This window comes from Novosphingobium sediminicola (assembly GCF_014196525.1).
GTDB classification, from domain to species: domain Bacteria; phylum Pseudomonadota; class Alphaproteobacteria; order Sphingomonadales; family Sphingomonadaceae; genus Novosphingobium; species Novosphingobium sediminicola.
On record NZ_JACIDX010000013.1, the window covers coordinates 1 to 23,030 of the forward strand.

17 protein-coding genes, 1 pseudogene and 1 other annotated feature are annotated in these 23,030 nt (G+C 55.5%); of the genes and pseudogenes, 10 read left to right on the forward strand and 8 right to left on the reverse strand.

The window, feature by feature from the left end:
* Window positions 1–580: 580 nt before the first annotated feature.
* Together GGR38_RS16070 and GGR38_RS16075 are read right to left on the reverse strand one after the other, a co-directional pair.
* Window positions 581–1,009: a hypothetical protein gene (locus GGR38_RS16070; RefSeq protein ID WP_183627197.1), complete on the reverse strand. Its 429-nt coding sequence runs from the start codon at window positions 1,007–1,009 to the stop codon at window positions 581–583.
* On the reverse strand, window positions 993–1,649 hold the full coding sequence (locus GGR38_RS16075; RefSeq protein ID WP_183627198.1) for a hypothetical protein: 657 nt from the start codon (window positions 1,647–1,649) through the stop codon (window positions 993–995). Before GGR38_RS16075 ends, GGR38_RS16070 begins: the two co-directional genes overlap by 17 nt.
* Before the next feature lie 202 nt (window positions 1,650–1,851).
* Between GGR38_RS16075 and GGR38_RS16080 the strand changes: the two genes are divergently transcribed.
* Together GGR38_RS16080 and GGR38_RS16085 are read left to right on the forward strand one after the other, a co-directional pair.
* Window positions 1,852–3,080, forward strand: a protein-coding gene (locus GGR38_RS16080) for an IS3 family transposase (protein WP_183627199.1) whose coding sequence is annotated in 2 segments (ribosomal slippage) — window positions 1,852–2,140 and window positions 2,140–3,080 — 1,230 coding nt in all. Because the reading frame shifts where the segments join, the coding sequence is not laid out codon by codon here.
* Window positions 2,133–2,249 (forward strand) — a sequence feature (AL1L pseudoknot). Its footprint overlaps the gene before it by 117 nt.
* Window positions 3,081–3,214: 134 nt before the next feature.
* Window positions 3,215–4,111, forward strand: coding sequence for a 3'-5' exonuclease (locus GGR38_RS16085; RefSeq protein WP_183627200.1), 897 nt, complete (start codon window positions 3,215–3,217; stop codon window positions 4,109–4,111).
* A 127-nt stretch (window positions 4,112–4,238) separates the two neighbouring features.
* Here the strand turns inward: GGR38_RS16085 and GGR38_RS16090 are convergent, their stop codons facing one another.
* Window positions 4,239–7,820: a DEAD/DEAH box helicase gene (locus tag GGR38_RS16090; RefSeq protein ID WP_246404779.1), complete on the reverse strand. Its 3,582-nt coding sequence runs from the start codon at window positions 7,818–7,820 to the stop codon at window positions 4,239–4,241.
* On the reverse strand, window positions 7,813–8,613 hold the full coding sequence (locus GGR38_RS16095; RefSeq protein WP_183627201.1) for a hypothetical protein: 801 nt from the start codon (window positions 8,611–8,613) through the stop codon (window positions 7,813–7,815). The genes GGR38_RS16090 and GGR38_RS16095 overlap by 8 nt, the downstream gene beginning before the upstream one ends.
* A 368-nt stretch (window positions 8,614–8,981) precedes the next feature.
* Between GGR38_RS16095 and GGR38_RS16100 the strand changes: the two genes are divergently transcribed.
* The 7 genes from GGR38_RS16100 to GGR38_RS16130 all read left to right on the forward strand — a co-directional run bounded on the left by GGR38_RS16100 (window position 8,982) and on the right by GGR38_RS16130 (window position 18,040).
* Window positions 8,982–10,421 (forward strand): IS1182 family transposase, encoded by a 1,440-nt coding sequence (locus GGR38_RS16100; RefSeq protein WP_183627202.1) that lies wholly within the window; start codon window positions 8,982–8,984, stop codon window positions 10,419–10,421.
* Window positions 10,422–10,889: 468 nt separating this feature from the next.
* On the forward strand, window positions 10,890–11,726 hold the full coding sequence (locus GGR38_RS16105) for a TIR domain-containing protein (protein WP_246404782.1): 837 nt from the start codon (window positions 10,890–10,892) through the stop codon (window positions 11,724–11,726).
* 312 nt (window positions 11,727–12,038) lie between these two features.
* A complete protein-coding gene (locus GGR38_RS16110; protein WP_183627203.1) occupies window positions 12,039–12,815 on the forward strand; it encodes a MerR family transcriptional regulator in 777 nt (258 codons plus the stop codon).
* Window positions 12,816–13,136: 321 nt separating this feature from the next.
* The gene (locus GGR38_RS16115; protein WP_183627204.1) at window positions 13,137–14,684 is read left to right on the forward strand and encodes a hypothetical protein; all 1,548 of its coding nucleotides are present in this window, start codon (window positions 13,137–13,139) and stop codon (window positions 14,682–14,684) included.
* Window positions 14,685–14,739: 55 nt separating this feature from the next.
* Window positions 14,740–15,630 carry a hypothetical protein gene (locus GGR38_RS16120; protein ID WP_183627205.1) on the forward strand — a complete coding sequence of 297 codons (891 nt, stop codon included), beginning with the start codon at window positions 14,740–14,742 and terminating at the stop codon, window positions 15,628–15,630.
* A gap of 270 nt (window positions 15,631–15,900) precedes the next feature.
* Window positions 15,901–16,791 carry an SIR2 family protein gene (locus GGR38_RS16125; RefSeq protein ID WP_221227133.1) on the forward strand — a complete coding sequence of 297 codons (891 nt, stop codon included), beginning with the start codon at window positions 15,901–15,903 and terminating at the stop codon, window positions 16,789–16,791.
* Window positions 16,792–16,834: 43 nt separating this feature from the next.
* Window positions 16,835–18,040, forward strand: coding sequence for a hypothetical protein (locus GGR38_RS16130; protein ID WP_183627206.1), 1,206 nt, complete (start codon window positions 16,835–16,837; stop codon window positions 18,038–18,040).
* A 49-nt stretch (window positions 18,041–18,089) separates the two neighbouring features.
* Here GGR38_RS16130 and GGR38_RS16135 read toward each other — a convergent pair whose 3' ends face one another.
* The 3 genes and pseudogenes from GGR38_RS16135 to GGR38_RS24635 all read right to left on the reverse strand — a co-directional run.
* The gene (locus tag GGR38_RS16135; protein WP_183627207.1) at window positions 18,090–18,581 is read right to left on the reverse strand and encodes a hypothetical protein; all 492 of its coding nucleotides are present in this window, start codon (window positions 18,579–18,581) and stop codon (window positions 18,090–18,092) included.
* Window positions 18,582–19,325: 744 nt separating this feature from the next.
* Complete coding sequence (locus GGR38_RS16140; RefSeq protein WP_246404785.1) at window positions 19,326–19,616, reverse strand: hypothetical protein; 291 nt, start codon at window positions 19,614–19,616, stop codon at window positions 19,326–19,328.
* 39 nt (window positions 19,617–19,655) lie between these two features.
* A pseudogene (locus GGR38_RS24635) lies at window positions 19,656–19,718 on the reverse strand (toxin-antitoxin system HicB family antitoxin); the annotation flags it as partial.
* A gap of 397 nt (window positions 19,719–20,115) precedes the next feature.
* Here GGR38_RS24635 and GGR38_RS16145 point away from each other — a divergent pair.
* Window positions 20,116–21,594, forward strand: coding sequence for a hypothetical protein (locus tag GGR38_RS16145; RefSeq protein ID WP_183627209.1), 1,479 nt, complete (start codon window positions 20,116–20,118; stop codon window positions 21,592–21,594).
* Between the two features lie 102 nt (window positions 21,595–21,696).
* Here GGR38_RS16145 and GGR38_RS16150 read toward each other — a convergent pair whose 3' ends face one another.
* A complete protein-coding gene (locus GGR38_RS16150) occupies window positions 21,697–22,947 on the reverse strand; it encodes a tyrosine-type recombinase/integrase (protein ID WP_183627210.1) in 1,251 nt (416 codons plus the stop codon).
* Window positions 22,948–23,030 lie beyond the last annotated feature (83 nt).

Consider the following 23,030-nt stretch of genomic DNA (forward strand, 5'->3'; position numbering starts at 1 on the left):
TCGTTATATTGCTCAAACTCGTGAGTCTGGCTTGGGAACCTCAAGGCCCATTTTATGCCCGACGATCCGAACATTTTGGGGTTCAGCAACCGCTGGTATAAAGAAGGCATATCTACGGCGATAGAATGTGCCCTTCCGAGCGGGCGCGTCATCTAGCTTCTCACATCCCCCCTCTTTCTGGCCACCAAACTGGAGGCTTATGCCGGGAGAGGTCAGAACGACCCCCTCGGGAGCCATGACTTGGAAGACATCATCACTGTGGTGGATGGCAGGGCCGAACTGGGGTAAGCGCCGTGAGGCCAGATGTTACCAGCCTGAATTGCGCGCGTTGTGACTTGCCCACATTGAGACGCGGGCGATGCGCCCCGGCTGGCAAGAAATGAGACAAAGCCGCCCTTTTCTGTTCACGACAGTGGATGACGGGTTTCGTGCAAACCTGACGCTTCGCTCTCAAGCCAAGAGAAGCCGTCTAGGGAAAACTCATTGCGGCATTGGAATGGTTCCCTTTGAGCATCAGAGCCCACCCTCACGGGAGAAATTGCAAGAAGAGATCGAAACGGGAACAGATTAGCGCTAAGGCTTAGACCTTCCGGATAAGATCACCCAAGGCTACGCTCTGAAACGGAAGCCTTATGGTGATTGTCTCGACATCGGGTTCGCTAAACATTGATCGCGGGCTCAAGAGGGACGATCCCTTCACGACTTTTCGATCTTGCTGTATGTCAGTGCATTCGACAACTGCCATGCGATCCATGACCGAAGCAATCTTTCCGATTCCCCGTACTACCTCGAAGCGTCCTAGGCTTTCCTGAGTGACAGGATCAACAATTTCGGGGCCAACTCCGAAGACCACCACTCTTTGCCCGACCGTTATCCCGTTGGTTGAGCCTGCGTTGATCAGGACTCGTTCGGAATCCTTCAAGAGTTCGTTCTGCATAACTTCGCCTAAGTGATCGATGTGTCCGATAACTCGCGGCAGTTTTGCGTAAGGGTCAGAAACTTGGTCCATGGCCGCCTCGGGTCAAAAGAAGATCGAAAATCTCAGGGGTGAATGGCATCGTGCAGACGGATTGTGGTGTCTGCGCTGCGCCGCCCGGCCTTATCAGTACGCGCCGCAAATTTTCCGCTTCGTTGGCCATGATGCTGGTCCTAATATGCTCGTAGCCATCGATCCAGTCAGTGACCCGAATGTTGATTTTGCCATTTGCTTGCACGTTGAGCACGCCGCCATGGCCAATAAGATATTCAAAACCGCTTGGATCATCGAAGTAGATGGAAACGGCCATAGATTGACCAAACAACGGATGAGGTTCGAGTAGCAGCGAAACGATCGTAAGCTCCCCATTTGCCAGAGCTTTGAGCACCTTGGGAACGGGTGAAACAATCTCGCCCCTGACGGTTTCGACCTCGCTCTGAAGTGCATTGCACCGAGCCATCGTGCTCCTCAACGCTTCGTAAAGGATCCAGATCATGGCAAGCAAAATGACGAGGATGCCGACGGCAGCTTGAGCAGGCACTGCTTTGTCGGCAACGACGAAGATACCGACTGCGCCTAGAACAGCGCAAGCAATGGCCAAACGGAACCCGCCCCATTCCATAAGGGCCACAAAGAAAGCGCGACCAGCAGTGGTTGGGGCAGTTTCAATCACGGGGTCTCCGAAAGGTCTGTTCTTAGACGCGCAACTGGTCTGTGCCAAAAATCGACATTCGCTACAATTCATTTTCGGAATGCAGCGTATACGAAACGCAGGTGGCGCTTCGTATACGCTATTGTCACGAGTGAGCTGTGCTGCAATGGTGAACCGCACCGAGTTTGCCGGAGGCTCCAACTTCTGAGAAAGTGGAGCCGATATGAGCAAAACGACGAACAAGTTTGCGCCTGAGGTCCGCGCCCGTGCGGTGCGCATGGTGCTGGATCACGAAGGCGACCATCCTTCTCGCTGGACTGCCATCGTCTCGATCGCGGAGAAGATCGGCTGCGTCCCCCAAACCTTGTTTGGATGGGTCAAGAAGGCCGAGGTCGACAGCGGCAAGCGGGCCGGTGTGCCAACCGAGATGGCAGATCGCCTGAAGGCGCTTGAGCGCGAGAACCGTGAGCTGCGCCAGGCCAACGAGATCCTGCGGAAGGCGTCGGCGTATTTTGCCCAGGCGGAGCTCGACCGCCCGTTCAAACGATGACCGCCTTCATCGATGCACATCGCGATGAGTATGGGGGCGAGCCGATCTGCAGGGTTCTGCCGATTGCCCCATCCTCCTATCGGGCGGGCGTTGCACAACGAAGCAATCCGGAATTGCTGTCGGACCGGGCTCGGGAGGATCAGCGTCTCAAGCCTGAGGTGACGCGCGTCTTTGCCGAGAACTTTGGGGTTTATGGCGTGCGAAAGGTCTGGCGGCAGATGAACCGCGAGGGTTTTGCTGTTGCCCGCTGCACCATTGCGCGCCTGATGCGTGATCTGGGCCTGCAGGGCGTGATCCGGGACAAGCCCGTGCGCACGACGGTCAGCAACAAGGCAGCGCCATGCCCGCTCGATCACGTCAACCGGCAGTTCCATGCCCCGGCGCCCAAGATGCTCTGGGTGTCCGACTTCACTTATGTCGCGACATGGGCAGGCTTCGTCTACGTGGCCTTCGTGATCGACGTCTATGCCCGCTATATCGTGGGCTGGCGGGTCAGTCGCACCGCTCATGCCGGCTTCGTGCTGGATGCGCTGGAACAAGCCATCCACGAACGCCGCCCGGTGCATCGTGGTGGCCTCATTCACCACAGCGACCGCGGATCGCAATACGTGTCTATTCGCTATTCCGAGCGCTTGGCAGAGGCGGGGATCGAGCCTTCGGTCGGCAGCGTGGGTGACAGCTATGACAATGCTTTGGCCGAGACCATCAACGGCCTCTATAAGGCCGAGGTGATCCACCGGCGCGGGCCATGGCGATCCTTCCAAGCCGTCGAATTTGCCACGCTCGAATGGGTGGACTGGTTCAACCACCGCCGCCTGCTCGAGCCCATCAGCAACGTCCCGCCTGCCGAGGCCGAAGAACTCTATTACGCCATGCTGGACGACATCTCCATGGCTGCCTAACTTAAACCAAACAGCCTCCGGCAAACCCGGGGCGGTTCAGTCAGCCAACGCCAGCAAGCGTTGGGGGCCAACCCTATGAATCAATGGAAATGGATGCTAGTGCAAGGGCCGCTCGTTTAGGCTAAGGTTGCCGTATGTCGAAACAAGGTGATAGGGTTCCCTCATTCACTGCGCTCGAGCAAGCCGCTGATTTTTTGGATGCGCATCCTGACTACAAGGTGCTGCGCCGCCTGCGTCATGTCGACTGGCTCTATAACGGGCCAACTGAGGGCGAAACGCGTGTCGGAGTTGCCGTTGACGTTGAAACCACCGGCCTGGATCACGAAGCTGATCGGATCATCGAACTGGCTGTTCAACGCTTTCGATTCGATGCACTTGGACGAGTCACCCAGATCGGGAAGGCTCGTTTGTGGCGTGAAGACCCGAGCATTCCGATCGATCCACACATCACGCAGTTGACCGGCCTCACGGCACAGGACGTGCTTGGCCAGTCAATTGATGTGAACGCTGCCGTGGAAATCCTCAAATCAGCTGATATCATTATCGCTCATAACGCAGCCTTCGACCGCCCCTTCGTTGATCGACGCCTACCGGCAATCGGCGGCAAACCTTGGGCCTGCTCAATGGCCGAGCTAGACTGGCTCGGTTTGGGTTTTGATGGTCGGGCTCTAGGACATCTGGTTTCACAATGCGGGTGGTTCTACGAAGGTCATCGTGCGGAAAATGACGTCCTCGCCCTGATCTACCTGTTGGCTCACACCTCACAGGATGGTGAAACTATCCTCGCAAAACTGCGGGCAGCTTCGGAACAACCGACCTTTCGAATCAATGCAGTCGATGCACCGTTTGACGCCAAGGACAGCCTCAAAGCTAAAGGCTACAGGTGGGACGCGACAATGCGCTTTTGGTGGAAAACCATTTCTCAGCCTGACCTGGATGCGGAGACCCAGTGGCTTCGGCGGGATATCTACCTGGAGCGTGGTATGCCAGCGGTCTTCCCGCAATCCGCATGTGAACGCTACAGCAGGTAAATGGCGCTGTCTGCCACGGTCATTCGGCATTGAGAGGCCACAGCGCGCCCCGCCCATGAGCTCCGAGCCGAATGTTCATCGCTAGAATAAAGTAGCATCAACTTCAACGGCGAGCATCTGGGCCGGGCTACCGAGAAACCCAATAGCGTATCTTACCTTCACCCTCGCACCCGTGGCAGCGCATGGCTTCACCCGAATATGGACTGATGCCGGAACCGTTACCCGTTCCATTACAAAGGCCACACTCGTGCTCCTCTAGATAACGCTCTGCCCCTTCATCCTCACCGTCATCGTCATCGCCTTTGGTCAGATCACCAAGCCCCGCCAAGAGGTGCGCCTTGGCGACACGGTCGATCGTAGCATCAAACGGTTCATCTATCGCGCCATTTTGCAGGTGCGTCCGGACGCTGATGAACTCATTGCGAGCTGCCACTCTTGACTTAGTAGCTCCAAGGCAGACAGCATTTGCCAATGCCTCAGGGCTGTTACACCCCCGGCGCACCGCACCCGGCAGAGTTGCAATGACCAGAGAAACTGGTTCAGTCATTTCTGTGGCTGGCCTCGCCGCAAGGATTCGCCCAGGCAGACCCGCTACGAACGCGATATCCGATACGACCCGAACCACAAAATGCCGAGCGACCTCGCAGGTCTTCAGCTTCCGGGGATCCGTCCCGGCTGCCCGCTCTAGGTCGCACAATGGCTTACCAGCCATCCACTGTTCAGTAAGCGCTCGCAGCACCGGTAATGCATGTTGGGCCTGCGCTACTGGGCTAGCCAATTCTTTGTAAATTTTGCCGAATAAGCCTTCAACATCACCTGGCCTGAGCAACTGGAGCACATATTCAGGATTTTTCTCGAGCCAGATGAACAGCACCGCGATACAGGTCATGGTATCGCCGCCGAATCTACCTTCATCGATCCAGGCAGCCAAACTGGAGAGGATCTCGATTGAGAGGCCAGTCGCAGATGCAACTTGGGCGAGCCAAGAAGCATCCTCTTGAGGGGCCTGCTCGGAACGAAGGGTCAGGGCAGCGGTGATACGGCTTTCGATCCACGCGGCTCTGTCCTCGCTGCGTTTACGATAGGCAGCAAACGAACGGCTAAGCATCGTCCGGGCCGGGCCGTCAATGTCCTCTTCGGAACCCGTCGGAAGCCGTGCGAGAAGGTACTTTTCGTTCGCGCCAATGCCCACACCGTCATGGATGTGGTCAAGTAAACCTGTGAGCGGATCATCGATCTTGAGGCACTGGTCCGACTGGGCAAATATCCCCTGCAGCGACATCCAATGGTCGTCGATCCTGCTTGCGCTATCGTCAAAATCTACCACTTTACTGGGGACGATCAGCACAAAGCCTTGGCCGCTTTCGCCAGCCCGGCCCGCGCGGCCAGCAGCATTCAGCAACTCGTGAGCTTCGAGTTGCTGCATCCTATCGACCGCGTTATCCCAGCGGCTGTCTCCTGCGATCAGCACGATGTCACTGGGGAGGTTCATCCCCTGCGCTACGGTGGATGTTGCGAACAAAGCGTCGAGCCCGTCTCGGCGCTCAAACAAGGATTTGTGCAGATCGCGCTCATCCTTGAGAAGCTGAGCATGATGACTCGTAGCACCTCCCAGGACGCGCCCTTCGCTATCAACGCTGACATAGCAATACTGCGGCCCGCCCATCTCCTCCACGATACGCTTGTACATCGCGGACTCATCGTCGGTCATAACGACACGCCGGTCAGGGAGTAACTGGCGAAAAACCTTTACCGCTCCCTCGGCAGCAACGGTCGATTGTACGAAGATGAGTGTTTTGAGCTTGTCGCCTGCAGCCGCAGCGGCAATTTCGGTGGCCACTCTGTTGCCATTCGGCGTCAGATACCAGCTGAGGGATTGGCTTGTCCCGGTGTTGAAGCCAATTTCCTCATCCAGCAGCGGCATGAGAGCGTAATCGCTTCGATCAATTGTCGCCCAGGTTTGACGCAGGCAGAAAAAGGCAAACGGCCGAGCCGTGAGTTGAGACCTCACCGCTACGGGGGCATCCTTAGTTTTATGCGTGCGACGGGCTTCGCGGAGGAAGTCTTTGAGTTCCCCGATCCGTGTTGAAGAGTACGTTACGCATCCGCGGGCTTGACGTGTTGGTTTCCAGGCCAGATCCAGCGATAGAGCAGCACGTCCTGTGAGCGCCTCGAGCCACCCAGCAAGCTCCGTTGCATTGCTCATCATAGCCGAAATCAGAAGAAGGTCGGCTTCGGGCGCAACCTGGGTCAGATTGAGAATGCAAAGCATTGCATCAACCCCGCGACGGCTTCGATCGGCATCGCGAGGGTGTATAAGATGGCATTCGTCAAAGACGATAAGCCCAACATCGGTAAAAGCCTCAGCCTGAATGGAGAGCAGCATCAGGCATCGCTCAGGCGTGGTGACGATAATCTCCGGAAGCGAGATCGTGTCGGAGAAGGCTGCCTCGTCATCGAGATCGCCGATCACCTCATAATCATAAAATGCCTTTCTCAGTGCAAAGGCGGTCTGGTCAACCAGCGCGAGCGTTGGCGCCAGGAAGACCACTTTTTTCTCTTGAAGAAGCGCAGAAGCGATCTTGAGTTCTGCGAGCGTAGATTTGCCCCCGCCTGTCGGGAAGCTCACCGCCGACGATACACCCGGCGTCAGATAGCCTTGCTCAATCGCATCTCGATGATTTCGCCACAGGTAGGGTCGTTTGCGTGCCGCACCGCGTACAATCCGCCACCAGGCATCCTCGGCGACACCGGCGGGCGCTTTAATCCGCGCGACACCTGCTTCGATCAGATCCCGTGAAACTGCAAGCAGCAGATTGGCAAGGTGAAGAGGACCAGGGAAAACGCTAACCGCGACGGCCCCATCCTCGCCGAAAACCGCATCAAGCCGCATCAATGCAAGCTCTTTCACCTCGCGGAATATCGCCTGTGCCTCCGATGCCTTTGCAAGTTCGGCCGGCGGAGCGAGTATCTCGGTGGCTAGGGCGCCGACACCTGCGTGAAGCCGTCGCAAAAGAGCATCTGTCGCGAGCCCGGCAGGCGAAATATCGGCAGGAGGATCATAAGCCGTCACTGGCGTGACAAGCAATCCACTGAGACGCCCCTTCGCTAGGTCGGCGATGCCCCTGACCAGCTGAGCTTCGCCCGTGTTGCCCTCAGACACTCGAATCCGTTTCGCCATTTCGGCGGCATCGGGCTGAGCATCGGCGATAAGAAATAGGAGGGTAGCCGAGATTTCTGGGGCCACGCGAACGGCGTCAATGAAGGTGGCCCGAGGAATTGCCTCATCCGGCACCTCCGCCTCACCGCCAGCGCTCGCGTGCACTCGAGGGGAGATGGGATCTTCATCCATCTCGTCTTCGCTATCCAGATCATCCGCATCATCGAGCGACGTTGCGGTGCCAACGATCTCAGCCATAAGGCAGAGCTGATGGGCGGTCCCCGCAACAAAAGCCGCAGCGGCGCGGCTATCGCGCGCCGGATCAGTCGCGACGAATGCCTCCTGAGCAGCAGCAAGACGCCGCATCTCATCGATCAACTCGACCAGCGCCTCAGTCCGAGATGCCATGTTCGTAAGACCACGCATGCGCACACGTGCAGCGACGATTTCTGCATAGGCATTTGTAAATTGCTGCGGCAAATCATTGAGATCGAGCTCATCAAGCGGCGGTGCACTCGCAATCAGCTCGACAGTGACCGGATCAAACATCGTCACCCCATGCCTTGAGTTCTGCCCGCGCCTGGGCGCAGAAGGTATTCATCCAACTCCGCAGATCGTCGAAATGCATAGTATCGGCTCGGCGTCGCTTGGGGTCACCAGGTGCAACCAAATCGAAGCCCCTGAACAAGCGTTTGCGGGCCTTATCCTTTGCATGTGTGTCGCTGGTGGAGATGCTCACTCGGTAATGACGAACCTCATCCCAAAGAATGGTTTCGATCGCTTCATCCACTTCGAGATCGGGAAAGTGCCGCTGCTGCGCCTCTAGGATGGTCGTGGTCTCCTGAATAAGCTCTGGCATTCGCTCACCTCTCTCGAGCGCTTTAACCCCGCCCCACACGTCCTCCCGCACCGTCGCCCGAGGTGAGTCCGTCGCCTTATCCTCGAAGATAACGATTGCCGTGACCGACTTCCCCTTGGTGTCCAATCTCAACTGCATGCCGTCGAACCCTTTGTGGGCCGGAATAGCGTGCGGCGCCCTTGCAACCACCCCCACTTCACTTCGTAGGGCGGCAATCCAGGATATCGTCTGGAACACCCATCCGTCTCGATGCCATGCATCCTGGCCTGCAGGGACAGTCAGACGTTCGATAGCAGCGGCAGCGGCCTCGCTTCTCGTTGGCATTGGCTTTTTGTCGACGCCAGCCAAGATCTGGGCAACATGCCGATATTGACCGAGTGCCACCATCGCGACCTTGCGGGCAAGGTCCGTCTCATCGGCAATCTCCCAGCGCCACCCGTGGCAAAGGTCTTCATGATCGATAGGCGTTAGTGTAAGGGGCACAACAGCTATTCTACCATCCTTGGATGTGTAAGATCAGCAAGACACTAAGCATACAAATTTCCATTTTGGAACATCGAAACTGTTGATATTAATAATTTCGGCTAATCGGACTCTGGTGTAAAAATTGAATAGCACCTCTTTCGGCAGAGGTTTCAGCTCCAAAGTCCAGATTGAACGAATGGACGCTTTTGACGGTCAGGAAAGGGGCCTTGGACGGCGGCTTCGACCGAAAGGTTTATGTGGCAAAGAACGGCAGGTGTTGGCATAAGCCGTCATTCCAAGCACCCAACCGTAACGACGCATTTTGGTCCAGACTGTGTGAAAACGCGTTAGAAATGGTATGATGGCCAGACAGTCTGGAGGGTCATATGGGGCGCTTCATCACCGGTGCGGATCGTAGCCAAACGACACTTTTCCCGCCGTGTGTTGATGACTGGATCGGAGAGGATAATCCGGTTCGGGCGGTCGAAGCCTTTGTCGATACGCTTGATCTTGGGAAGCTTGGTTTTGCTGGTGTTGAGCCTGCTGCGACGGGGCGCCCTTCTTATCATCCCTCGGTTTTGCTTAAGCTCTACATCTATGGCTATCTGAACCGGGTCCAGTCGAGCGGCCACCTGGAGCGTGAGGCCGACCGGAACGTCGAACTTATGTGGTTGATCGGGCGGCTCGTGCCCGACCACAAGACGATTGCTGACTTTCGCCGCGATAATGGCGAAGCGATCCGGCAGGTCTGCGGGCGCTTCGTCCTGTTGTGTCGCCAAATGGGACTGCTGGCGGGTGCAAGCATCGCCATCGACGGCAGCAAGTTCAAGGCCGTGAACAACCGGGATCGCAACTTCACCAAAGCCAAGCTGGAGCGCCGACGTCAACAGATCGAGGAGAGCGTTGCTCACTATCTGGCCCAGCTGGATACTGCCGACCGGCAGGAGCCGACGGATGTGCTGGTGGCCAAGACGGACAGGCTCAAGGAGAAAATCACGAGGCTCGAGCAGGTGATGGAGCGCCTCAATGGACTGGAGGCGCAGATGCTGGCGTCACCAGACCGCCAGATATCGCTGACCGATTCTGACGCGCGATCAATGTCGAGCAGCGGACGCGGAACGGGCGTTGTGGGCTATAATGTGCAGGCCGCTGTCGATACCGAGCACCATCTCATTGTCGCACACGAGGTCACGAATATAGGCACCGACCGGGCGCAGTTGAGCGGCATGGCGAAGAAGGCGAAAGCAGTTTTGGACGTAGAGCGGCTCGATGTGGTGGCCGATCGCGGCTACTTCTCCGGCGAAGAGATACTGGCCAACGAACAGGCAGGCATCACCGTGACCTTGCCGAAACCGATGACCTCCCATGCCAAGGCGAAAGGGCGGTTCGGAAAAGCTGACTTCATCTACCTGCCAGAGCAGGATGTCTATTGCTGTCCGGCCGGCGACATGCTGACCTATCGCTACACCAATGTGGAAGCGGGTCTGACGGTAAGCCGATACTGGACGAGCGCTTGCCCGAAATGTCCGATCAAGGTTCAATGCACACCGGGCAAGGAACGGCGCGTCACCCGATGGAAGCATGAGACCGTCCTCGAAGCCATGCAGGAACGGCTCGACGCCAATCCCGACGCCATGCGCATACGACGCCAGACGGTCGAGCATCCCTTTGGTACCCTCAAAGCCCGGATAGGCTCCACCCACTTCCTCACGAAAACCAAGCCGCGTGTTACAACCGAAATGGCGCTCCACGTTCTGGCCTATAACCTGACCCGAGTGCTCAATATCATGGGAAGCAAGGCAATCCTGAAAGCCATCGCAAGCTGAGGCTGCGTGCAAACCACCAAGGTTCGCCGTCCTCAAAGCCAACGGTACCCAAGCACAGATTTGCCAATCGCGTTTTTACACAGCCTGGATCGCGACCTGCCAGTGCTGGATGGTGGGCGTTGCCGCCGCCAAAGGCGACATTAAGCGCCCAGGGTCGGGGCATCGAAACCGGTCCTATATTCACGTCGGCTACAACGCTGCGGAAAGATGAGCACTGGGATATTGCTGCCGGTCAGCGCCACGACCGCGATCGTCCAGATATGCCAATATCGGTCATTCGTGGAGCCAGCTGTGCGAGCGACAAGAATCCGCCTCGTATGTAGGGATGTCGCAGTTTAGACATCCATGATAATCTAAATCGAGTATGCGTTTGAGCAAGCCTTGAGACTTCGGCATCGCGTCACGGCCAATTCGATGTGCGGGTCGACCTCGAGCAGCAATAACTACCTGACGGAGGGCGAAACGAATATGTTAATCGAAGACGATGAAATCAGAGGCGTATTGCTACGGCAGTTTCACAGTCTGCGGCATAGTAATGGTGGATGGGTGCCGATTTCCGAGACGCTTCTCGCACCCCATCCGGTTGAGTTGCGCATCATCGGTGGGGTGTGTCAGCAGCTTTCGGATGTAGGGCTGATCGACTGGAAAGAACTCTCTGGAAATGAGGGATTTGAGGCCGGCATGGCCAAGATCACTGGTAAAGGCGTAGCGGCGGTCGAGCGCGGCAGTTCACCTGACATCTCCATCCGTTTTCCGTCAAGCAATGGCTCAGCGCTAGGAAATGCGGCGGGCGAACCGAAAGAATTGATAATATTAGAAAATAATGACTCGAAGGATTCACTTGTGACTGAAATCAGCACTAAGGTGTTTGTTGTCCATGGACGAGATGATGCAACAAAGAACGAAGTATCCCTATTCCTGCGCACTGTCGGTCTGGAGCCGATCATTCTTCATATGCGCCCCAACGGCGGGCGGCACCTGCTCACCAAATTTCAGGAAGAGTCGAGTGGGGCTGCTTTTGCAGTAGTCCTGATGACGCCAGATGACGAAGGCGGGCTTGCTGGTGCGACCCAAATGAAGCCGAGAGCACGGCAAAATGTTGTGCTTGAGCTTGGATTCTTTCTTGGCAAGCTCGGCCCAGCCAATGTTGCCGCACTCATGAAAGATGATGTCGAAAGACCATCAGACTTTGATGGGATCGCATACATTCCCTTCGATGCGAGTGGCAGTTGGAAGACGCTGCTTGCTCGCGAGTTGGAGTACGCACATGTGCCATTCGATCATGGAAAGTTGCTGACGGCATAAAACAATGTAGGCGCGAACGACTGAACCTAGTCGACTGTTGTCGAAGGCTGACGGGGATCCGAGGGATCTAGCCGGCGTTCACAAGCACTTTTGCGAATGACAGTTTTCTTCATAAGCGGTCCTTCAAGATCGAGGTCGACAACCGCTTGTCAATTTCAAATCCGTTTGGGTGGCCAGCTAGGCCGCTATCAGGCAATGTGGTCGCCATTGAGAGCCGTTGCTGTATGACTACGGGGCCCACGCTTGAGCGCTCTATAATCATACGCAATTTTTGCGTTTATCTAGACGCAATCTTTGCGTATGATTGCGTCTATGCATGATGCCTATCCAACCAACCTGTTCTCGAGGCAGCAGATCGCCGAGATCACCGGCCTTGACGACTCCACACTCAATTACTGGATGCGTGAAGGCGTGCTGCGCGCAGCAGAGGGCGGTACAGGCCGAGGAAGCCACCGTAAATTCACCTACTGCGAAGCAACGCTAGCGGGTATTCTCAATGAGTTACACCATTTCGGTATAGGAGTGAAAGCCATGGCGCAGCTTGCCTCACGCTTTCACGATGCCGTTGATTGGATGGCCGAGCGCGCCATCGACATCCATAATCTTGGGAGGATTGTCGAGGCATCCCAGATCAGGCGAGAAATCATCGAGAAGGGCTGTTCGACCGTGACTTACGGGCGCTCCGAAATCATTCCTGAACACGCAAACCTGCTTGTCCACCGCGACAACTATGGCGCCTGGGTGGAACTGGACTGGGATCAGGCGATCGCTTATCAGTTCCGGAACAGGAAGAAAAGTCAGCTTTCTCAGAAGGAAAAGGACTTGGTCTTTTCCTGGGACAGCGTGGAGGCGATCCGAAAATTCAATCGCCATTTGGACTATTTCGAAGCCATTGCCGAGATCGAACTCAGGCCGCCTGGCTATCTCGATGTCCAAGGATCCACCCTGATCGGCCGGAACGAGGACGGCGAATGGGAGATTTTCTCTCGCGAAATCGGTGACGCAACGCCGATCAGCTACATCGGCATCGACATCAGGACTCTGACTTACCGCATGTGGAGCCCACTGCTCGGAAGTGTAGTACAATGAACCCTGTCGCGCAGATCATCTTGGCTGTGGGCGTAGCCAGCATGTTTATCCTGCTCAGTTGTGTGGGGATTATCTGGGTGGTGCGGTGCGATCCCAAAAAGCCGCATTACCGCCTGCCGGCCATCGCCACGGTCGTCGGCCCCCTCATTGCACTCGTCATCGCTCTAACAAAGCTCCGCTAGCCGTGAGGCCCCTGCCCCGGCAAGCGAGCTAGGACACCCAATTCCACCATCCCTGACTGAGGACAAACGCCTCGGCAAGCTTGCCCTGTTCCGCACGACATGAAAAATCTCATGTGCAAGCGAAACTGGAGCATTCAGAATGGTGGTGATAATCGAGCTTCCGAACTTCGCGGAGATGGACGACGACGAGGTAGCCCGCCACCATCTGACACGCATGCTCGACGGCCAATGGAGCCACCAGACCCGCGCGTTGCTTCAGCATTTCGGCTCAAGGATGCTCGATCTCAACGACAATTGGGCAGAGACCTCGACGATCTGGACCTGTCCAGTATGCCGCCGCGACAAGCCGTCGATCGCCCGAATGACACCGCAGGGTGTGCTACTCTGCCAACTCGACGAACATCACGATCATCTGCGCGACCACGTCGAGACGTTGGTCAAGGCGAACCGCGGCAAAGAGAGCGGTGAAGAGATGTCCAGACGCGCTGCGGCTCGACTCTCAGTCATGAGCCTGTGTGAGCGGTTCACGCCCACCATCATCTGCGCTGACTGCAATCAGGCCGATGCAAAAGCCAAGGCTGGCATCCCCACTATGGAACGCAGCTTCAGCTTTTCCCCCGACGAGATCGCGAGTTTCATCGAGCCCCTGCCGAACAGACCCCACAAGGTTCTCGTCGAAAAGGCCGAAGCGCTCTGGGAGGAGTTGCGCGCCGACTTTGCGGATAGGCTCGATTTCGCTGGCAGGATGGCAAGCCGCATCGCCAGAGGCAAGCATGAGAAAGAACACCACCACGCAGGCATAATCATCCGGGATGTCCGACGCGAACTGATGATGCTGTCGGATCTAGTAAGTAAAGCGGGTGGACCGCAGCTACGCTCGCTCAGTCTTGCCTGCGACCTGTCCAATCGATCACGGCGTACCGACGGCAACGCCAGTTCTACAAAAGCGCCCCGTCCCAGCAGGGTGGTCACGCCGACACGCGCAGACCTTGAGGCCTCCAACAACAGAAGAAGGCCGGATCTCTGGACCATGGCCAGCGAGGACTGGATCTGTCAAACCTGCGAGCGAAGAAAGTTCGAGGTGTTACGTAAAAATAACAAGGGAGGATGGACGGGCAATATCCATCGCATCCACACCTACAGCGACGAATGCAACGCGCACAGCATCCAACGCAGGAGCAAGGTCGGCGACTATGAGCGAATCTTCGGAGCGCACCAGGCACTGGAAATTTGCCAAGATTGCCGCGCAATCCTAACCGAAGCAGCTAAAATCTTACCCGGCACTGGCCCGGATGCCTTCCCTCCGGAAGTCCTCAAGAGTCTAATCGGCGCCCCAGAAGCACATCTGGCCCACAGACTGGACAGGGAAGCTATTCGCCGCGCTGTGCGCATGAATACTCTTTGGGCAGAAGCTGCAGGAGCCTATTGGCACCATGTCTCGGATGCCAAGGCCGCCCTTCTCGGGCTTAGCAAGATCGATACCTATCAACCTGAACAACGCCAGGCGATCCGGGACCAGTTCTATGTCTATTGGAGTCTACATCAGCATGGCACTGTCCCGACAGACCGATCGTATTATGAATGGCTCGTAGATGAGGGGCGTCGTTTGATTGCATTGGAAATTCGGGACAGTGCACGAGCCGCCGAAAGCTTCAACAAAAAGGGAGTGACAGAGCAGTTCAATTGAATCACTGACCGCGTCGTGGTAGATAATAAAAAAGGGATAGGGATTTTCAGATGACATGAAGACGCGGGCGCAGCGATGGCACAATTTCAAGGAACATCTCCGGTTCAAATATGCCCCACGTATCGTCGATTGGCTTCTCGACAAGTCGACAAACCGCGCCAAGGCTTGGATTAGGGCCCATGGAAAGCTGCGTATCCTAGTCGACAACACCGTCCTCCACCATGCCGTCACACATGAGACAGGCTGGGTATCGACAGGAACGAGCAATTGGGGCCCCCTCGAGATAGGCACCGGCTATTCCGCGCGTATCCCCGTCCATCCAACTGATCCTGCCTCCCGCGAGTATCAGAATGTCTGCTTTCTGCCTGGTTTAGCGCACCTGATGCGGATGGGCCTGGTTACCATCTACACTTCAGCGGAACTCAAGGACGAACAATTCCGCCAGCCATCGGGACGCTATCACGGCTATGGCTATTTCGATTACAACCTATTTGGCGATCTCCAGATCGAGAGCATTGATGGGCATGTGTTTCCGACGATGGGGCCGTCTTACATGAACCTGCCGTCTGCCGAGGACCAGCAGCGAGCACGCATCCTCCAGCACCGCTCGGACAAGCTGTTCGACGCGCTGGTCCAATGTCTAGGAATTAAAAACAGCCAAGACGCTTGGCATATCCATACAGCCGAAAAGCATGGCCTGTTCTGTTTTCTGACGATGGACTTCAAGTTGATCAGGACGGTCGAGGCGCAGGCACGCGCTACGCCTGTCCGATCACTGACCACCAAGGTGCTAACGCCTGAGCAGCTCGCCCAATCCATCGGGCTAATGCGCTTTCCACCGCATCTGTTCAGCTATCACGATGCTAGTTTCTTCGTCCGATCCGATCTGTCGATGCCCGAGGGAAAGCGGAGACCGCTAAAGAATTATAAGCGAGATCGGGCGTGAGCAGCGCGAATACGAAAGGTTTGGGAAGCCAATGTCGCAAAATACAAGGTGACGATCCTTGTTTGCGACATATTCTCAGTACGGCAGGTAGAAGTTGGATTCCCGGCCTGGAAGATTGATGCGCCAATCAGATCCTTCCTAGAGGCACCAAGAGGTCAATTTCCTCGGCATGGTCCATCTTGCCACCGCCAGATATTGGCTCAAATTTGTTCACACCAACTATCAACCGTCGATGCTGCAGTGTAATCGCGATGCGGGGAGATGGACGCCATGGCACTTACTGATATTCTGCAGGAGAAACATGAAAATCTGGCGCTGGTGATAGGCAACGGCATACATCGATACGGCCCGCAACGAGTAAACTCTTGGGACGTCCTGCTGCTTGATCTCGCACATCGGCACGGAATTGATATCGACAGGATGCCGATCGGGGCATCGGCGACCGAGATATTCGACATCATCGAGTTGAATGCGCGCGGGCGGAGCGGGGAGCTTGGAAAGGAGTTCTGCGAGTTGATGCGTGACTGGCAACCGCTTCCGCATCACCAGCAAATCGTGGACTGGTCCAAGCGGCACGCTGTGCCAATCCTCACCACGAATTTCGATCAGGTATTGAGCGAAGCTGCAGGCGCCAAACTGATGCGGCCGAAGGTTAAGGGCTTCACTGACTGGTATCCATGGGATAGCAGATACGGGGTCGAGCTGTTCGAGAACCCCTGCGACGGCTTCGGAATTTGGCACATAAACGGGATGGCAAACTATGCGCGCAGCATCCGCCTCGGGCTGACACAATATATGGGTTCGGTCCAACACACGCGTAGTTGGCTGCATCGGGGGGGAAGTCGGCTATTCGAGGCAAAGGATAGCGAACAATGGGCAGGGCGGCGCACGTGGGTGCACCTCGTGTTCAACAAGCCACTTCTGATCTTCGGCCTCGGACTTCGTGAGAATGAGGTCTTCCTGCGCTGGCTGCTCATCGAAAGAGCCCGCTACTTTGCCAAATTCCCGGATCGACGGAAGCCAGCATGGTACGTCTACATCCACGATCCCGACGACGTCACGCAGGAGGGGCGACACTTCTTCCTTGAGAACATAGGAATCAACTGCGTCGAAGCGCAGAGCTACGACGCGATCTACGCGAACAACGGGTGGCGAGCATGACCGGCATCCGTGTCGCCTTTGGGCGCAGCCAAGGACCAGTGCGTTGAAACGTCCGCTGATCGTCTACCTCGACACTCAGGACCTGTCGCGCTTCGGCGACGTCCTTCGCGGCAAGGGAGATGCGCAGCACGAAAGGCTCTTCAACGATCTCAAGGCCCGGAAGCTGGCCGGCGATGTAGTATTCCCTGTGACGCTGCCGATCATGAGCGAACTGTTACAGTATGATCCGGCCCATCGCGAAACGACACTCAGGAAGGCGGAAGCTGCTGAACAACTCTGCGGTGTCCACGCAATGCCCCACACAACTAGGCTAGCCGCCATGGAGGTCGCGCGCAGCGCCTATCAATCCGGCCTCATAGCCAGCGCTCCGAACGTCGAAATCCCTTCAGATGATCGTCTATGGTTCCCGTCTCTGACGGACACGCTGCACGATCTAAGGGCGAGCATGCATGCCGAAGCGCTGCAGTCTCTGGCGATGAGCCTTCCGGAACTAACGATGCGCCAGCGTGCCGAGGAGATATTAGAGACTGTCGACTGGGGCGCCGAGCTTGTAACCTTAGCGCCGAAGATCGCGGAGGAAGTCGGCCTCCCAACCGAGACTGTACTGGCCTCGGTGGCGCCCTTCCTGCGAGGCGAAATATCGTCAGTAGAGGCTAGCCAGCGCATGCTCTCTGGAATTTTAGCGCCGTCCGCGTTCGTAGACATGTATTTTGAGCGATGGGGGCCGATGGGAACTTTGCCCAGTTGGATAAGCGCAGCCAGCGCAATGGTGTTTCGCTACCTTAGCGCTGTGAGGGACAACGTTAGCCGATTGCGAATCGCGAAGGACAGGAAGCAGATGAGACTGCTTGTCTCACGCCTGCAGCCTACTTTCCGAGCGATCAGCTTCGAACTCGCCCGGATGTCCGCTGCAGAGTTTGAACTCAGCGATGAGATCATCGACTCGATTGCGGCGGACGAGAATGCAGCGTCGGCAATCCCGTCGGCGAAAATCGCAGCAGCCGCGCTCGAGGCTTACACGCTCCAGATCTTGGGCGTCACGACCGGTGGTTCGAAGATCGAGGGTAGCGTCGGCGGCGACGTTCTTCACGCCTTCTACCTACCATATGTTGATCTATGGAGAGGTGATCGACGATTTTGCGCAGCGCTTCGGCAAGCGCTCCCCTGCTACAGAGACCGAATCAGCGGCGCGCTGGCTGAACTGCCGAAGAAGATCGAGGCGGAACTGATTTCTAGATCTGCCAAGTGATCGCGGTCGCACCGAGATCGGCAATAATCCACATGGCGCGCTTCTTGCCTCACCCAAAGATCAAGCTTCCCGAACCACGCATGTCATCGATCAGCCATTGGGCAAATTCACTACAAGCTGGAGACCCGCAAAAACCCCAATACTGAAAATTTCGACCTAATGATTTCAATCGGTTGGAAGCCAAAAACTCAAGAATTTTGAGGTTTTTGCGGGTATCCAGCTTGTGGGGGTTGCGGTTGATGATGCTTGTAGAAACGTGATCCTCCCGCTTCGAAATATTCCACGCCCGAACCTTGGCGCGTAGGTCTCGATCGGAGAGGATGAAGGCTACCGGGCATTGCCAGAGGAAGAATTGGCGATGGGCTGAGAAGGCAAAGCTGCCCGCAACCACGCTTGCGTAATCTCTCGCGCTGAGCATCGTGTTGGCCTGATAGGGCGTTTCGCAACATTCACCGTAGAAATCCAAAACCGCACCATATTGCGCCTGGCTTGGTGGATGGGGAATTTCGCAACCGCAATAAGGCAGCGTCTGCTGAATCAAGAGCTTTCCACACTACATTCGCGCTCATTAAATCTAAAAATTCTTTGACGACGCCGATTAGCAGGGCGCTTTTTAATCTCCCGAACCTTGCCCACTTTCTCAAGATTAATGTTGCAAACCCGGATGGTCTCGCGATCGCAGGTCAAACTCGTGTCAAGATCAATCATTGTTGCGTTCCGGGGCCACGCCCCCTCTCCACCGTTACAGAACCGTACAGACTGAGACCATGCCGTAAATAGAGGTTATAACATCAAAAATTATGCAGCCCATCAAACATGGGGGGCCCATCTGTGTGCACCCTTTCGTCCGGTATATTCTTGGAAATCCCAGATCTAGGCGCCTAGTTTTTGGGCCTTATCCACCAAATAGTCTTAGATGCCGCTATGCGCACCGTAGCCCCTACGGCCCTCACGTCCTCATTCGTGCAAAGCAGTGAGGCTGACCAGCAACATACAATGTCAGTTGAAAGAAGCATCTTTCGAACCAGTTCAATCACAAAATCAGGCACTTCAACGATCAGATGCCTGAACCGTCCCAAACTCGGCGTTCATGTCCCCCGATCGGGGCGCCTGAACCTGTCATTAGTTCACAGCCATCGCAGCGCGCTGGAATACCTAGGCCTAGGACAAAGCCGTCGTTCACGTAGTCGAAAGTGAATGCCCTATTACAACTGGAACGGTCAAAAATTTGAGTGCCTGAACCTATCGCTCAAACTGATATAGTCGAACGCTGTGTAGAGACGCTTCAATGGGGGATTGACCATTCATTAAACCGGTCGAGAAGTTTCGGGTTCTGATCCAAATCAGCTGACACTTTCGCCTGCCGCCAAACACTTCCGCGCTTTATTTTTATTTCTATCGATATTATTCTCTGCTCAACATAAGAGAATGAAATAATATTTCTCCTTACCAGGTGAGCAACAGGAGAATTATTCTCAATAATTATAATTGAACCATGAATATAATCGTCTAAATAATTCAAAAAATCTGCTCTACTTAAGGCATAATCTGCCGACAATTCTAAAATATCATTCATAGAACAGTTCATTCCGTTCGATAAATCGAACAGTTTCTTGTGCAATTCTGAACTTATTCTTATTTGAAACCGCCCCGAAAATTCCCGGCTATCGTTTCTCATGCTCGTGCCCTCGGTGAAAGTTATAACTCCATCTCTACCGCAGGTTCTCCGTAGTGTCAATGAAACCTACTGTGTCGGATGACTGCAGATGCTGCTACTTTGCTCCGGCTCTATGGAAGGAGCACGGGGGCCACTTGCGCGGAGATCGGGGCGTGAGGAAGGAACCGCAGCCAATCGACCATTCCGGGGCGGGCGGTTTCGTACCATCCGCTTCAATCGAGACCAGCCATTTGCGACCGGTTCTGGACAGCTTCTGCTGGTTCCAGCGCCTCCGGTCAATTCATCGATAGAAACCCTCCGGCAACCCCGAAACAGTTAAAATTGACTGAATTAATGTACAATAATAGTGTTGTTTCTGCTAATTTCCTCAACGTACCGGATCAAGGTATTAATAATAATGTTAATCCCAAACGAAGCTATCGAAACCTTTCGCAAGGGGGATCTCGAGATCGACTGCTATCGGATGACGCTCATCCAGGAGAAGGCCGATGGAGAGCACTTTGAGGGCAACGGTTACATTCGCCAAACGGACGATGGCTCACTCGCATTCAAGATCTATGTGACGTCTCATAATGGTGCGCCGATGCAGCATATAGCCGCACAAATGGCTAAAGCGCCGGGAAAAATGATCCCGGACGACGCATACTATCTGCTCAAGGCGACGGCCTATGATGGGACAGACTGGACTGGAACACGTATGCTCCCCAGAATCCACTGGGGAGCCAACGATGACATTGTTCTGATCGAAGGAAGCCTGCAATCGATCATTGCCCATCTGACGATGCCCCAGCGCCAGCACGTCCTCAACCTTCATTTCTTCGAGGAGTTCGACATCCCCTGCACCTTGATGAGTAAGATAGAGGATCATGGGGCGATCAATTACAACCGCGATCGCGCTGAATTCAATGTTGACGGAGCTGCATTCGAAATTCGCAAGCACACCCATGGCGAAACGACTGTGGAGATAGCCTCAGACGATCCCCTGCCTGCCTCGTTTGATCTGCGCGTCCAGGAAGCACTCCAATTTATTATCGCTAGGCCAGCTTTCTGGCGGGCAAGGCTACAAAGCCATGATCAAGAGCTTCACCTTGAGCTTGCTTCTCCGTGGCGCAAATCACCACGCACCCAATTTTCAACACCAATTTCCAGCGTATCGTTGAAATACATGGAGTATGGCTGGTGCCTCTTCTCTGCGTTCCTCACCTATGTTACGTCTAAAACACAAGGTACGCACTGGAATCCGGTCGCTTATCACCTCCACGGTGCCTATGAAGCAACCGCAAATTCGATCAATGCCAGAGCCGTTGGGCTCTGCGTCGCAGTCGAAGCTGTTGCGAGCCTCATCAAGATTGAGGGTGACGGAACTCAGGATAAAGAGGTCAAGGAGTTTCAGACAAGCATCCGCTCTTGGCTTGAAGCCCAGACCGAATTGCCGGCCTCCATTGCGAAACGTGCCAAGGGTTTGATCGGCACGATGGGCACCAAGCGACCCCAGGACATTCTCCACGCCCTTGCTCTGAAAGGGCTGGTGGAGAAGGATTATATCGATGCTTGGTCGGATCTCAGAAACCGGCATGTCCATCCCAAGCTGAAGGATCTGGCCAAACCTGCTCCAACACAGATGCAACCGCTTTTCGACAAAATTTTGCGCGTCGAGGTTCTACTGCATCAAATGACATTCCACCTGATCGGCTATCAAGGATGTTTCACTGACTATGGTGCACTCGGCTTCCCGATTAGAGAATATCCATTGCTGGTTCCGCGGAATTCGATTGATCAGCATCGAGATACTGCGAAACCTGAGAATCTAACGCGCCGCGTGAGTCCTCTCAGTTCCGGATCGTCAGACGCAACTGCCGCCGGACAGCCTGAATGAAAGGCTGCTCGGCTCGACCAGCGCCCCGAAAGGGACGTATCGATTCACCCCTCAATCAGCGACACTCACTCGCCAGAGGAAACCCATTCGATGCCCCTAAGCCTACGATCCACTGTGTCCAAATTGGGGCCGCAATATCTTTGCGCCGACACGTAATTGGTCGAGATAATCCGACCAGTGCTGCATCATCCTTACACGCTCTTCCCAATACTGCCCGCGAGCATAGGCGCGCCGGATTGAATTGCCGTCGGCATGGGCTAACTGACGCTCTATCGCATCGGGATTCCAGCACCCCATTTCGTTGAGCAACGTTGCCGCCATTGCTCGAAATCCATGGCCCGTCATCTGATCCTTGGCATAGCCCAGTCGACGCAAAGCCGCGTTGATCGTGTTGTCGGACATAGGTCGATCAAGCGCCCGAAGGGAGGGAAACAGGAAAGGACTATAACCCGAATCGTGCTCGATCTCTGCCAGTATGGCAATCACCTGCCGGGACAATGGAACGGCATGCGGGCGACGCATTTTCATCTTATGGCCCGGGATCGTCCATACCCGCCTCTCCAGATCAAACTCACTGAATTCAGCCCAACGCAATTCTCCGGGCCGCACGAAGACGTGAGCCAGCAACCGCAAAGCAGTCCCGGTAAGAGGATGCCCATCGTAATCATCAATGGACCGCAGCAAGGCTCCTGCCTCCATCGGGGTAGTGATTGCCGCACGATGAGTTGTTTTAGGCGTCGCCAACGCTCCGCGCAGATCTGAGGCAATATCTCGTTCAGTGCGCGCCGTGGCGATGGCATATCTGAAAATCTGACTCGCAGCGGTGCGCGCTCGATTGGCGGTATCGTAACGCTTGGTTGCTTCGATTTTCTTCAATGCCAGAAGCAGTTCATGGGCCGTAATTTCTCGGATCGGACGGCGCCCTATGGCGGGATAAAGCTTCGCCAACAGCCACCGGGCCTTTTTAACCGTCATCGCCGCTGCGCCCTCGGCAATGATTTTATCAAGCCATTCCGCGGCCACCGCCTCAAAGGTATGAGCAGCTGCGAGTGTTCGCGCAATCTTGTCCAGCTTGGCCTGCTCTACAGGATCAACACCTTTGGCCAACAGCCGACGCGCATCAAGTAAGCGCTCGCGCGCTTCACCCAGCAGGAGTTCCGGCCAACGCCCAAAAGTTATGGTTTTCTGCTTGCCGTAAATGCGGTAATTCATGCGCCATACGCGACCACCGGCTGGCTCAACCAGCAGGTATAAACCATCGCGGTCGCTCAGTTTGTAGGGCTTGTCTTTGGATTTCGCGCGCGACACCCATGCCGCTGTAAGCCCGGATTTCTGCCGCTTCCCGTACGTCATGATGGTATCTCCGTATCGGCATGTCGGAGCCTACCATCACTTCATCCATCATATGGGTGAGATTTGGTGAAATGCCTCGACAT

Coding starts and splice junctions, on each gene's coding strand:
- GGR38_RS16070 (WP_183627197.1), bottom strand. CDS start 1,009: ATGGACCAAGTTTCTGACCCTTACGCAAAACTGCCGCGAGTTATCGGA.
- GGR38_RS16115 (WP_183627204.1), top strand. CDS start 13,137: ATGGTGGTGATAATCGAGCTTCCGAACTTCGCGGAGATGGACGACGAC.
- GGR38_RS16100 (WP_183627202.1), top strand. CDS start 8,982: ATGGGGCGCTTCATCACCGGTGCGGATCGTAGCCAAACGACACTTTTC.
- GGR38_RS16120 (WP_183627205.1), top strand. CDS start 14,740: ATGAAGACGCGGGCGCAGCGATGGCACAATTTCAAGGAACATCTCCGG.
- GGR38_RS16090 (WP_246404779.1), bottom strand. CDS start 7,820: ATGTTTGATCCGGTCACTGTCGAGCTGATTGCGAGTGCACCGCCGCTT.
- GGR38_RS16125 (WP_221227133.1), top strand. CDS start 15,901: ATGGCACTTACTGATATTCTGCAGGAGAAACATGAAAATCTGGCGCTG.
- GGR38_RS16150 (WP_183627210.1), bottom strand. CDS start 22,947: ATGACGTACGGGAAGCGGCAGAAATCCGGGCTTACAGCGGCATGGGTG.
- GGR38_RS16105 (WP_246404782.1), top strand. CDS start 10,890: ATGTTAATCGAAGACGATGAAATCAGAGGCGTATTGCTACGGCAGTTT.
- GGR38_RS16145 (WP_183627209.1), top strand. CDS start 20,116: ATGTTAATCCCAAACGAAGCTATCGAAACCTTTCGCAAGGGGGATCTC.
- GGR38_RS16110 (WP_183627203.1), top strand. CDS start 12,039: ATGCATGATGCCTATCCAACCAACCTGTTCTCGAGGCAGCAGATCGCC.
- GGR38_RS16140 (WP_246404785.1), bottom strand. CDS start 19,616: ATGAATGATATTTTAGAATTGTCGGCAGATTATGCCTTAAGTAGAGCA.
- GGR38_RS16085 (WP_183627200.1), top strand. CDS start 3,215: ATGTCGAAACAAGGTGATAGGGTTCCCTCATTCACTGCGCTCGAGCAA.